At 51.7% G+C, this 12,541-nt stretch carries 9 protein-coding genes; 7 read left to right on the plus strand and 2 right to left on the minus strand.

Annotated features, from left to right (window positions below; translation table 11 throughout):
* Nucleotides 1-77: 77 nt before the first annotated feature.
* The 7 genes from BM132_RS21180 (at nt 78) to BM132_RS21210 (ending at nt 10,375) form a co-directional block, all read left to right on the plus strand.
* On the plus strand, nt 78-1,463 hold the full coding sequence (locus BM132_RS21180; RefSeq protein WP_092458534.1) for an undecaprenyl-phosphate glucose phosphotransferase: 1,386 nt from the start codon (nt 78-80) through the stop codon (nt 1,461-1,463).
* Between the two features lie 23 nt (nt 1,464-1,486).
* On the plus strand, nt 1,487-2,746 hold the full coding sequence (locus tag BM132_RS21185) for an O-antigen ligase family protein (RefSeq protein WP_092458536.1): 1,260 nt from the start codon (nt 1,487-1,489) through the stop codon (nt 2,744-2,746).
* A gap of 600 nt (nt 2,747-3,346) precedes the next feature.
* Entirely contained in the window at nt 3,347-5,314 is a 1,968-nt protein-coding gene (locus BM132_RS21190; protein WP_092458538.1) for an acyltransferase family protein, read from the plus strand.
* 478 nt (nt 5,315-5,792) lie between these two features.
* A complete protein-coding gene (locus BM132_RS21195) occupies nt 5,793-6,821 on the plus strand; it encodes an MraY family glycosyltransferase (protein ID WP_092458540.1) in 1,029 nt (342 codons plus the stop codon).
* Between the two features lie 102 nt (nt 6,822-6,923).
* On the plus strand, nt 6,924-8,918 hold the full coding sequence (locus BM132_RS21200) for a polysaccharide biosynthesis protein (RefSeq protein ID WP_092458542.1): 1,995 nt from the start codon (nt 6,924-6,926) through the stop codon (nt 8,916-8,918).
* Between the two features lie 114 nt (nt 8,919-9,032).
* Entirely contained in the window at nt 9,033-9,368 is a 336-nt protein-coding gene (locus tag BM132_RS21205) for a ComEA family DNA-binding protein (RefSeq protein WP_092458544.1), read from the plus strand.
* A 155-nt stretch (nt 9,369-9,523) separates the two neighbouring features.
* Nucleotides 9,524-10,375, plus strand: coding sequence for an urea carboxylase-associated family protein (locus BM132_RS21210; protein WP_092458546.1), 852 nt, complete (start codon nt 9,524-9,526; stop codon nt 10,373-10,375).
* Nucleotides 10,376-10,557: 182 nt separating this feature from the next.
* Here BM132_RS21210 and BM132_RS21215 read toward each other — a convergent pair whose 3' ends face one another.
* On the minus strand, nt 10,558-10,725 hold the full coding sequence (locus BM132_RS21215) for a DUF2897 family protein (protein ID WP_092458548.1): 168 nt from the start codon (nt 10,723-10,725) through the stop codon (nt 10,558-10,560).
* A gap of 118 nt (nt 10,726-10,843) precedes the next feature.
* Nucleotides 10,844-12,208, minus strand: a complete 1,365-nt coding sequence (gene eat, locus BM132_RS21220) for an ethanolamine permease (protein WP_092458550.1) — start codon at nt 12,206-12,208, stop codon at nt 10,844-10,846.
* Nucleotides 12,209-12,541: the final 333 nt, after the last annotated feature.

A 12,541-nucleotide genomic window follows, 5' to 3' on the forward strand; every position in this document is an offset into this window, starting at 1 on the left:
TATATTTGAGTATTCAGATTGCCGGGGTTTAGTATGCGTTATTCGACCCCTATAATATCGGAGATTGTGTAAAGGACATGCAAGTTATTCATCGCTATCAGCCTACCTTTGCGGAGCGCTACCCTGTGCCCTTTTTTGTGGCGCTGCTGGATATGCTCATTGTAATTGCCGCAGGGTTGGTGGCCCATGAGTACCGTTTCGGCACCTTTGACATGATGGGGCGGTATAATACGGCAACTATGATTACCGCTATTGTTGTCGTTGTCTGCATGGCCTCTGGTGGCGTTTACGGTTCGCAGCGGGGATATACATTCTGGCGACAATTGAGTGTGTTGTTGGTTTGTTGGTTCTCGGCCGCCGGCATACTTCTGTCATCGTCATTCTTCCTCAAAGTGTCAGACAATTATTCCAGAATCTGGTTTTCGTTGATGCTAGCGACTGGGGGAGTCTTTTGCCTGTTGCTGCGCTTGGGAGTGTATTTGTTATTACGCCGTTTGCGTTCGTCTGGAATGAACTTGAAAACAGTATTGCTGGTGGACTCGGGAGGCGAGTCTGCTGGGCAGTTGCGCAGCGGCCGAACATTGGATGGCTATGGGTTTAGAGTTGCGACGAATCTTAAGTATAGGGCTGATGAAGACTGGTTGCAGTGCTTGGCTGAGAGGGTAGATGAGCATAGTGTGCATGAAGTTTGGCTGTGTTTGCCTCTTAGCGAGGGAGGGGCCATACGTTCAATTCTTTATGCTTTACGCCACCATACGGTTGCCGTACGTTTTATTCCCGAATGGGGAGATATTAGATTACTTAATCATCGGGTAAGCCATATTGCCGGCCTTTATTCCTTGGACTTGAGCTGCAGCCCCATCGACGGGCCGGCACAGGTATTGAAGCGGCTTGAGGATTTGGTGATTGGTGGATTGATCAGCTTGTTGATACTGCCATTATGTTTCATGATTGGTATCGCTATTAAATTAAGTTCGCCTGGGCCCGTGTTGTTCAAGCAATACCGTATGGGTATTAATGGTAAGCACTTTAAGGTTTATAAGTTTCGTTCAATGGTTGTTCATAATGAAAGTGGCGGTGACGTTACGCAGGCCTCTCGCAATGATAGTCGAGTGACGCGCGTCGGAGCGTTTCTGCGGCGTACTAGTCTGGACGAGTTACCGCAGTTTTTTAACGTACTGCAAGGGCGTATGTCTATCGTTGGGCCACGTCCTCACGCGCTGGCTCATAATGAGTATTACAAAGATTTAGTTGAGTCGTATATGCAGCGACACAAGGTCAAGCCAGGTATTACTGGCTGGGCGCAAGTTAGCGGTTATCGAGGTGAAACGGATACCTTGGATAAGATGCAGAAGCGCGTTGAGTACGACCTTTGGTATATAGATAATTGGTCGTTGTGGATAGATATAAAGATAATATTTCTTACGGTATTCAAAGGCTTTGTCAATAAAAATGCGTTTTGAGTATTTTGAATTAAGGTGTTGATATGGTAAGTGGTGTTCGGCTTCTTGGCGACAAGCCTGTAAGCGCTAAGTGGCAGGTCATAATGCTTTGGGCGCTGGCGATAGGCCTATTTATCCAAATAAGTGGTAGGGTATGGATAGTTTCAGGGAGTGCGCGGAACGCGCAAGTTTATCTTTGGTTATTGCTTCCGGCGTTGATTTTTTTTATTTGTACAGTTTTAAAAGGAACCGAGCGGCGTATAGGTGCTCATTACATGCCTTGGATTGCTTTTCTGGTATGGGTAGCGCTAAGTAGTACCTGGGCATTCAATTCCGAAACAAGCTCACTATCCTTTGCTAAACGTGGGCTTTTCATTACTTTGTTCCTGCTTGCCGTATTCCTGCTAATGGATAGAGGAGAGGTCTTACTTCGTAGGGCTCTGTTAGGTGGGATATTGCTCGTTGCATTAGGGGCTTTGGCAACACTGATTTATCAATTCTGGTGGCTAGATCGTCCATTGATCTACCGGACTTTTCGCATTGATCGTCTAGGTATTGGAGAAATTGCAAACTATCGATATCCAGTAGCCGCCGGTATTTTTCATGGTGCCATAGCTACGTGGGTCTTCGGAGTTGCCATTGATCAGCGCGTTAGTCTGCGGAAGGCGCTGTTTTGGTTTTTGGTCTTTGCCGTACTGGTACTGTATGTGCTTTTGACGTATGCCCGTGGAGCGTGGGTCGGTGTAGGTGCAGGTTGTTTTGTTGCTGTTGCGTTGCAAAATTCTCGAAGAGGCTGGTGGATTCTGGGGCTATGCTCTTTGGTGGCAGTAACCGCGACTGTTATTTGGTGGGAACACCTGCTCAACGAGTTATTTAAGCGCCAGCTGTCCGGTAGAGGCCCAATTTGGAATTACTATTTCACTGTGATGCAGGATCATTGGGTATTTGGATACGGCCTGGGAACACCATTTAACTATGATTGGCCCAATGGAAAAACTTCTTCGCCTCATGCCCACAGTCTTTATCTTCAGCAGATATATGACAGTGGTTTGATATCAATAGCGTTGCTGGGAACAGGCCTGCTTGGCGTGTGTTATAAGGCTTGGTGTGACCGAAGTAATCCTTGGGTTCGATTGGCATTTCCAGCGCTTGTTTACGCTTTGATCGTGATGCTGACTGACGTCGAACGCATCTTCACCCGTCCTGGTAATTACTGGACTGTATTTTGGTTACCTATCGCTATTTTGCTCGCTGTGCAAACTAAATCCAAAAGGCTTGCATTGGATGGTTCATCTGCGGGGTGACGGTGGAGTGTAGTTGTCTTATTTGGGACAATACTTCGCTGAGTTACTCGATAATTTGGGGTGGAAGAGCACTCGGCTAGAGTTCGAAAGCGGCTGAAAAAATCACTTCACGGTGTATCAGTTTATTCATATGGTGCGTCGCAGCTTATTAATGATTGCACTTTTAAGTGGCTTTTTAATCTGCATGTGTTCTGGTCAAACCATCCCTCTTAGTTACACCCTGACTTAGCAAAGACAGCAGTCATTGTTTCTTGATACGTAAGTGTCTGACGCCAACCAGCGCTGGGCGTCCCTGTAGAATGTCCCTGCAAGTCCTGCCTGAAGCTTTTGCTCCGTGCACAAAGCGTTGCGAGTCTATAGATCTGTTCATCTATACAGTAAGTTGGTATTGAAAAATGAGTACCCTGCGTTTGCTTGGGGGTATGATGGCGCCTTTTTTTGCATGGAGGGTTCCCTTTCGTTAATATACTGTCTGTAAATGTCGTTAGGTTTAAAAACAATTGATATAGGTAAGCCCCTTGTGTATTCGGGGAGCGGTTTTCTTGTGGGATATGCATCTGACCATGGGGTGGGTGCCGTATCAAAGGAGTCGGCGGCAGAATGATAGGCTACAGATCGGAGATTGACGGGCTACGGGCGATAGCGGTAGTCAGTGTTCTATTATTCCATGCAGGTTTTAGTTTCTTGCCGGGAGGTTTTGTAGGTGTAGATGTTTTTTTTGTAATCTCTGGCTATCTGATTACATCCATGATCGTTAAAGAGTTGGATGGGGGGCGGTTCTCATTTTTGAACTTTTATGAACGTCGCGCCCGCCGTTTACTGCCGCCTCTTATCCCGGTTTTTATCGTGGCATGGTTGTTTTCATTTTTTCTTTTTAATGGTCAGCAGTTCAGTGATTTTTGCCGAAGTGTATATGCTGCCCTCGGGTTTGTTTCTAACTGGTTCTTTTTGTCAGAAGTTGCGTATTTTGATGGTCCTGGGGAGCTAACTCCGTTACTTCATATATGGTCGCTCTCTGTAGAGGAGCAATTTTATTTTGTTTTTCCGGTGCTTCTGCTGGCGATATGTAAAGTTTGCCGCAAGCGGCTTCTTTCAATAAGTGTGTTTTTGGCGTTTGTTTCGCTTATATATTCTATATATTTGATTGAAGGATTTGAGCGGGAAACTGCTTTTTACAGCTCATTATCAAGATTTTGGGAGCTTTTAATCGGAGCAATACTTGCTATTTCAGGACTTCGGGCACCTCGTAAGGTATTAATCGTTGATGCCCTCGAGATTACGGGGCTATTGCTGATTCTGGTACCTGTTTTCACCTACTCAAAAGACACAGTATTTCCAGGGGCTGCGGCATTGCTCCCGACGGTGGGAACTGCGCTGATAATTTCTGCTCAGGGGCACGGGAGGATTGTCGCGACGATCCTAAAGTCTAAGCCTTTCGTTTGGGTCGGTTTAGTTTCCTATTCTCTATATTTATGGCACTGGCCGATCCTCGTTGCCATCCGTACAGCTAAACCCGCAGCTACTTGGAGCGATCTGGCAGCTGGTCTATTGTTTGCTTTTTTGCTTTCGGTTGCCTCGTACTTTCTCATCGAGCAGCCAATCAGAAAGAAAGCTGTTATCGGTTCAACGCGTCAAGCATACGCAATGGCGGCAACCTTTTTGATTGGGGCTGCAGCGCTCGTGTATGGAAGTTCAACTCCAAATTTCGCAGGCGTTCAGCTGGCTGCGTTCACTGAGACTCGTGCAAAGTTATACAGCGGCGACAGGGCAACTATGATTTCTCGGATTGAAGAGGAAACTGCCATTTATATGTCTAGTCTGAATGTGAACTTTCACGGTAAGATTCCGCAGTATGATTCTAAAATTCATAGTGGGTGGACATGCAGTTACGATCAGGGCAATACGAATGACCGTTTATTTCTGTGTCTAACCTCTCAAGCCAAAGCGGAAAACGTTCTCGTTATGGGGGACAGTGTTGGGCGAGACACTCTACATGCATTGAGAAGAGCATTTCCAGATACGAATTTTATAATGCTCCATCAGTCAAGCTGTCCGCCGGGCGATGTTAAAACTAAGTGTTTTTCACACTCGGCTGAGTTGCTCAGGCGCCTTGCGGGAGCAATAAATATAAAGGCTGTTGTAATAAATTTCCAGTACCGGCCTCGGGAATGGGTAGATGTAGAGTCCGGAGTGTTGGCGGCAAAATCCATCACTAAGAATGTAATCATGTTGGGAGTCTCCCCGGTATTAGGTATGACCTCAGCGGACTACATAAAATCCTTGCCTAATGACCGAGCCATACCTTTGTTTTTTCCTGAGGATAACAAAAAAATTATTCGGTGGAGCTATCAAGATCTCGTTAATGACGCCCGTAAAATGGCTGAAAAAAATAATATATTTTTTGTCAACGTATTGGATTTTTTCTGCCCCTCCAAGCAGTGCAGACTGTGGGTCGATAACAGATATGGGGATCCTCTACTGTTTGACCTTCAGCATCTCACGAACCATGGGATTTCAGAGTTCTCTGGATACCTAAAGTCTCAGCCATTACTAAAGCAGATAATGTGATTGCCTATTTTTTGATTGTCTGATCAGTTCTGCCAACTTGAAATTGAGGTTGAGTATCAGGCGCCAATAGCAGGGCCAGAACTCAGCCTCTGATCATCTGGGGAGCATGAAGCGTAAACCTGAACTCGATTTACATAGTTTTTTGACCGATTAAAGCTCCAGCCATGGTGGCGACAACTCTGCAGAAGCTACCCCCGATGTTGTCACTGGCTTTCCTGCTCAGGGTGTGCGACATTATTTTTCGCGAAGTCGGTGCGCGTGGTTTTTATAATCTTTGCAAGGAGATTATGGTGATTTGTTCGGTGCTGGTTTAATCGAGGGGTACTACTGCTCTTCGGTGTGGTCAGTACTAAGTGCAGCTTAGAAATATGGATATTTCTATTGAGTTCATTGTGACTTGTTTTCCACCATCTATCATCTTCGAATAAACTCTTATATCCGGTGATGGTGAGGATCTTATTTTGGAGCGCTGGAAACCATGTGTTATGGATGGCTTATTCTGGCTTTATTCGTTCTCTCCTATGTGCTTACTGCCATTTTGCGCCGTTACGCCCTTTCTCGAAGTTTGCTGGATGTCCCGAACGACCGCAGTTCCCATTCGGTATCCACGCCGCGGGGTGGCGGCGTGGCGATCGTACTGACGTTTCTCCTAGCTTTGATGGTTTTGTTCACGGGTGACCTGATTGCCCGCACAACCTTTTCCGCCATGGCAGGTGCTGGAGTACTAACCGCCGTCATCGGCTTTCTCGATGATCATCGGCATATCGCTGCGCGATGGCGTTTGTTGGCACATTTTTTTGCGGCGACCTGGGGAGTTTACTGGCTTGGGGGATTGCCGCCTATCAGCCTGTTTGGTGTCAGCTTGGAACTGGGTGGGTACGGGTCTCTACTGGCAGTGATATATCTGGTGTGGATGCTCAATCTTTACAATTTCATGGACGGCATCGATGGCATCGCCGCTGTTGAAGCAATAACGGTTTGCCTTGGCGGTGGTCTACTATACTGGGTGAGCAATGCGCCGGATCACATTGGGTCCCCGGTTCTGCTGGTTGCTTGCGTCGCAGGGTTTCTCTGCTGGAATTTGCCACCGGCAAAAATCTTTATGGGGGACGCTGGGAGTGGTTTTCTGGGGCTGATGATCGGTATGTTAACGCTTCAGGCGGCTTGGATTTCGCCCAGTCTTTTTTGGGGCTGGTTGATACTTTTAGGCGTTTTCATCGTCGATGCAACGTTCACGCTGCTGTGTCGTTTTGTTCGGGGGGATAAAATTTACGAGGCGCATCGCAGTCATGCTTATCAATTTGCGTCCCGTCGATACGGCAAACATCTGCCTGTCACTTTGGCGGTCGGCTTTATTAATCTGTTTTGGTTGCTGCCAATAGCGTTTTGTGTGGTGTATTACAAGCTGGACGGAAGCAGCGGAATCGTATTGGCTTATGCACCGCTGATTATGTTGGCAATGAAGTATCAGGCAGGTCAATCGGAGAGCAATTCGTTAAAAAACTGATGAACCGTCTTGCTACTTTTCTTGAAAGTCCCATTTTTTTGCCGGATGCTTAATTGATCGATACAGCCAAAATAAGAGAGATAGCTGAGATGGTGGGCGGATATGGATAAAGCCAGAGTGTATTTACTTGGACTCCGCTGGTGGCAAAAAAGATTGATCCAGGTTGCCACCGACACGGTGTTGGTGTGGCTTGCTTTATTCCTGGCATTCATTGTCCGACTTGGCATTGATGACATGTACAACCCATTTCGTGTTCATCTATGGCTTTTCGCCTTTGCCCCGCTCGTTGCTATCCCGCTTTTCATACGCTTTGGTATGTACCGCGCCGTCATGCGCTATTTCGGTAATGATGCGCTGATCGCTATCGTTAAAGCAGTGAGTCTGTCATCGCTGATCCTGGCGGTTGTCGTCTATTGGTACAGCAACCACCAAGCCATCGTCCCGCGCTCCATCATCTTCAATTATTGGTGGCTGAGCCTGGTGATTATCGGCGGGCTACGTCTGTGTATGCGCCAGTACTTCATGGGCGACTGGTTCACCGCCGCTCAGCACGTGCCGTTCACCAGCCGGGATGATGGTTTGACCAAAGTTGCCATCTATGGAGCGGGGGTGGCGGGTAATCAGCTGGTTGCTGCGTTGCGCATGGGCCGAGTGATGCGCCCCGTCGCATTCATCGACGACGACTCAAGTATCGCGCATCGCTCCATCTCAGGCCTCCATGTCTACAAACCTAAACACATCCAACAGATGATCGATGCTACCGGCGCTGAGGAAATCCTCCTGGCCCTACCGTCATCTACTCGTGCGCGTCGTAGGGAGATTCTGAATTTCCTGGAAGGCTTTCCGCTTCACGTGCGTAGCGTGCCGAATTTCGCGGATCTGGCCAGTGGACGAGTGAAGGTGGACGATATCCAGGAAGTGGATATCGCTGACTTGCTCGGTCGCGATGCCGTACCGGCCCAGGCCGATTTGCTTGAGCGCTGTATCAAAGGCAAGACGGTGATGGTGACGGGGGCTGGCGGGTCCATTGGTTCGGAGTTGTGCCGACAGATTTTCTCTTTGGGGCCGAGTACGCTTCTGTTGTTTGAGCACAGCGAGTTCAATCTCTACAGCGTTCTTTCTGAGCTGGAACCACCCGCCTCTCGGGAGTCTACGTCGGTCAAGCTGGTGCCCATTCTAGGGTCCGTCCGCTATCAAAAGAAGCTGCTTGATGTGATGGAAACCTGGAGAGTGGATACGGTTTATCATGCTGCCGCCTACAAGCATGTGCCTATGATCGAGCACAATATCGCCGAGGGCGTGTTGAATAATGTCATCGGCACGCTTAACACTGCTCAAGCCGCCCTGCAGTCGGGGGTTTCAAACTTCGTACTGATTTCTACGGACAAGGCCGTCCGGCCGACGAATGTCATGGGCAGTACCAAGCGTTTGGCCGAGTTGACGCTTCAAGCGCTGAGTAAAGAGGTTGCGCCGGTACTGTTTGGTGATGCAGCCAACATTTCTCGGGTCAACAAAACCCGGTTCACGATGGTTCGTTTCGGCAATGTTTTGGGCTCATCGGGCTCTGTTGTTCCTTTGTTTCATCGCCAAATCAAATCCGGCGGCCCTCTGACGGTCACGCACCCGAAAATCACCCGCTACTTCATGACTATCCCAGAGGCTGCACAGTTGGTGATTCAGGCTGGCTCCATGGGACAGGGTGGGGATGTGTTCGTGCTGGATATGGGGGAGCCGATCAAGATTGTCGAGTTGGCGGAGAAGATGATTCACCTGTCAGGCTTAAGCATTCGTTCGGAGCGCAATCCTCAAGGAGATATTTCCATTGAGTTCACCGGTCTGCGGCCCGGCGAGAAGCTGTATGAAGAACTGTTGATTGGCGATAACGTCGCTGCGACCGACCATCCCATGATCATGAAGGCCAATGAAGACCATCTGCCTTGGGATGTTTTGAAGCTGAAGCTGAATGATCTGCTCAGCGCCGTAAAGGCTGATGATTATGGGCGGGTGCGTCAGTTATTGCGCGAGTCGGTTAATGGCTACACACCCGATGGCGAGATTGTCGACTGGATGAATCAACAGCACCGCCTCGAACCCTGATTGTTACACAACCTGTAACGTACACACTTTTGACAGCCCCCAATCATCGCCTAAGTTTGAGAAGCAGCGTCGGAAAAGCTGCTTCTCTCTTAACGATGTCATGGAGCGTCATTTATGCGTACAGGCTATTTCTACTCTCTGGTTTTTGCCCTTCTGACCAGCGCTTCTATAGCTGTTATCGCTGCGCCTGCGGTCAAGCCCGAGACGACGGCGACCCCGCAGGCATTGGAGATTTCGGCTAAACCGCAAAGCGCCAAGGTGGATCTTAACGGGGCGGATGCCGCTACGCTGCAACGCGAGTTGGCGGGGATAGGCAGGGCCAAGGCGGAGGCGATTGTTGCGTATCGTGAGAATAATGGCGCCTTCTCATCGGTGGAAGAGCTGCTGGAGGTTAAGGGGATTGGCAAGGCGATTCTCGACAGGAATCGCGACAAGCTGGAAGTGAACTGAGGTGTGATGCTGAAAAGGCCGGTCAACTATGACTGGCCTTTTTGCGTTCAGGCTGGTGGTAACCCGGGCCCGGTTTTAAGGCCGAGCAAAGAGGTGCAGGATATGCTTTTGACGATTCCCGCCCCTGGCCATTTCACTGATCAAGGACCCACCCCATGCACAAAAACTACCCAGCCGCCTACCAAGTCAGCAAAGGCTCGGCGCTGCAAGTGGACAAATCCTTCTACGACCGCATCCGCACCCAGCAGGACAAGCGCACCCTGATCGAACAGTTCGAGGTACCCATCCGTACCGGCCGCGCCTGGCACGTACCCGCCGGTCATGTGTTTCGCGTTACGACTCCGGTGGGCCCGCAGGTGGGGGACTTCAACGTGTGGAACGCCCACGATCCGAGGGAGCGTCTTTGGGCGGCGCGCACGCGCCAGCTTCAGGGTGCTCATGTCAGCACCCATGATCGGCTGTGGTCGAACCTGCCGTTTCTGCGGCCATTGGTGACCATCACCGATGACAGCTTGGCCGGCTACGGCATCGACGAGCACGGTGGACGGTTGCACGATCTGCTGGGTACGCGCTGTGATCCGTACGTGAACAGGATGCTGACCGGCGAGGATTTTCACCATCATTGCCACTCGAACCTGACCCGTGCGGTATTGCCCCATGGCCTGACCGAGTTCGATGTGCATGACGTGCTGAATATTTTCCAATGTACCGGGCTCAATCATGACGACATGTACTTCATGAAGGCCTGTCCGGCGAAGAAGGGCGATTATCTGGAGTTTTTTGCCGAGATCGATTTGCTGTGTGCCTTGTCCACTTGCCCCGGCGGCGATCTGTCGCTGGCGATGTGGGGGCCGGATGCGCAGGATCCCCTCAGTGTCTGTCGTCCGCTGGGGGTGGAGATCTATCGGTTGGAGGATTCATTGCTGGCGGGCTGGAGCCAGCCTGAGCGGGCGGCATACAAGGGGCTGCATGGCTTGCAGATTGCCAAGGCGGATTGGGAGCAGTGATGCAGCAGGCGCTGTTTTTTGTGGCGAGGGAGCTTGCTCCCGCTGGGTTTTGTAGGAGCTGGCGAAGCCTGCGATCTTTTGATCTTCGCTCCAGACTCAATTGAGAGGGGAAGGATCGCAGCCTCGTTGCACTCGACAGCTCCTACAGGGCAGGACCAGCAGCCACAAAAGCGGTGTGCAGCTCAGCGATCCTTGGCTTCCTTCGCATCCGCCTCGGTATTGCGTTCAGCAACACGCTTGCGTTGTTCATCCGTCAGTTCGACCTTGTGGGCGGTGTCGCGCAGCATCATCAAGCCACCCACGATCGAGCCGATTGCAACGATCAGAATTAACCAGGCATACCAGGGCATAGGGTTCTCCTTAAGGGGCGAGGGACGGCGAAGATTTCGCCTGTCCATCGCCCCTACCACTTATGAGCGAAGGTTGTTCGCAGTGGTTCCATACTACGCCTGTTCTGTCGGGGTCACCTTAAAGCCCGGTGAGCATGGCATCGGCCGGGGCATCGGCGCGCAGTTGTGCGGTGAGCATGAAGTACAGGAAGCCCACCACCATGAAGCCAAGGAAGATCAGCCCGATCAGCGCGTTGAACCAGGCCATCGCCACCAGGCACACCACTGCCAGTACCAGGGCGATACCGGGGATGATCGGGTAGCCGGGGGCGCGGAAGGTGCGTTCCAGGTCGGGTTCGGTTTTACGCAGTTTGAACAGGCTGAGCATGCTCATGATGTACATGACGATGGCGCCGAACACCGCCATGGTGATCATGGCGGCGGTCAGGGTCATGCCGCCGAGGTTGATCAGGCCGTCGCTGTAGATCGCCGCGATGCCGATCAGGCCGCCGGCGATGATTGCCCGGTGCGGGGTCTGGAAGCGCGACAGTTTGGCGAGGGAGGCGGGCAGGTAGCCGGCGCGGGCGAGGGCGAAGAACTGCCGCGAGTAGCCGAGGATGATGCCGTGGAAGCTCGCCACCAGGCCGAACAGGCCGATCCACACCAGCATGTGCAACCAGCCGGAGCTTTCGCCGACTACGGTTTTCATGGCTTGGGGCAGCGGGTCGTTGATGTTGGACAGGGTGCGCCAGTCGCCCACGCCTCCGGCGAAGAACATCACCCCCATGGCCAGGAACACCAGGGTCAGGATGCCGCTGATGTAGGCCTTGGGAATTGTGCGTTTGGGGTCCTTGGCTTCTTCGGCGGCCATGGCCGCGCCCTCAATGGCCAGGAAAAACCAGATGGCGAAGGGGATGGCGGCGAACATCCCGGCGATGGCCGGCGCGCCGAACACATCGGAACCGGCCCAGCCGTTCAAGGCGAAGCTGCTGAAGCTGAACGCCGGGGCGACCACACCCATGAACACCAGCAACTCTGCCACCGCTAGCACGCAGACGATCAGCTCGAAGGTTGCCGCCAGTTTTACCCCAAGGATGTTCAGGGTCATGAACACGATATAGGCACCGACCGCCGCGTGTTTCGGGTCCAGGGCCGGGAATTGCACGTTCAGGTAGGCACCGATGGCCAGGGCGATGGCCGGTGGTGCGAAGACGAATTCGATCAGTGTTGCCAGGCCGGCGATCAGGCCGCCTTTCTCGCCAAAGGCCCGGCGGCTGTAGGCGAACGGCCCGCCAGCGTGGGGGATGGCGGTGGTCAGCTCGGTGAAGCTGAAGATGAAGCAGGTGTACATGGCCGCGACCATGAACGATGTCACCAGAAAGCCCAGCGTTCCGGCAACGCCCCAGCCGTAGCTCCAGCCAAAATACTCGCCGGAGATCACCAGCCCGACAGCAATGCCCCATAAATGCAGGGTGCCCAGGGTGGGTTTGAGTTGTGTGTTCATCGGTGGCTCCCCCTCGATCCATAGCAAAAGCGCTGGGGTGGGGCAGTGCAGTGGGCGTGCCAGTGTGGCGGCTGTGGTCGTAATGGGTGAAATTGTGTCGTATCGGGGATGTTCGCTGCTTGATGGCCTGATTTTGTGCTCCAGTTCGGAGCGTCAGCGCCGGGGCGGGCCTCATCGCGAGCAGGCTCGCTCCCACATTTGATCTGTTGTGAATAGCGAATTTGCCTCCACTGACGATCCCCTGTGGGAGATTCTATGGTTGAGGGGAAGCCCTCAAGCCGCTTTTGGTTGGTATTCGCTTTGCCCTTTCAGCAGAGCGAATACGATCCGGGC

The organism is Pseudomonas sp. NFACC45, assembly GCF_900113505.1.
Lineage (GTDB): Bacteria > Pseudomonadota > Gammaproteobacteria > Pseudomonadales > Pseudomonadaceae > Aquipseudomonas > Aquipseudomonas tehranensis.

What these genes read in the sequence shown, in the direction of transcription:
- BM132_RS21205 (WP_092458544.1), top strand. Translation starts at nt 9,033, where the DNA reads ATGCGTACAGGCTATTTCTACTCTCTGGTTTTTGCCCTTCTGACCAGC.
- BM132_RS21190 (WP_092458538.1), top strand. Translation starts at nt 3,347, where the DNA reads ATGATAGGCTACAGATCGGAGATTGACGGGCTACGGGCGATAGCGGTA.
- BM132_RS21185 (WP_092458536.1), top strand. Translation starts at nt 1,487, where the DNA reads ATGGTAAGTGGTGTTCGGCTTCTTGGCGACAAGCCTGTAAGCGCTAAG.
- BM132_RS21210 (WP_092458546.1), top strand. Translation starts at nt 9,524, where the DNA reads ATGCACAAAAACTACCCAGCCGCCTACCAAGTCAGCAAAGGCTCGGCG.
- BM132_RS21180 (WP_092458534.1), top strand. Translation starts at nt 78, where the DNA reads ATGCAAGTTATTCATCGCTATCAGCCTACCTTTGCGGAGCGCTACCCT.
- BM132_RS21215 (WP_092458548.1), bottom strand. Translation starts at nt 10,725, where the DNA reads ATGCCCTGGTATGCCTGGTTAATTCTGATCGTTGCAATCGGCTCGATC.
- BM132_RS21200 (WP_092458542.1), top strand. Translation starts at nt 6,924, where the DNA reads ATGGATAAAGCCAGAGTGTATTTACTTGGACTCCGCTGGTGGCAAAAA.
- eat (WP_092458550.1), bottom strand. Translation starts at nt 12,208, where the DNA reads ATGAACACACAACTCAAACCCACCCTGGGCACCCTGCATTTATGGGGC.
- BM132_RS21195 (WP_092458540.1), top strand. Translation starts at nt 5,793, where the DNA reads ATGTGTTATGGATGGCTTATTCTGGCTTTATTCGTTCTCTCCTATGTG.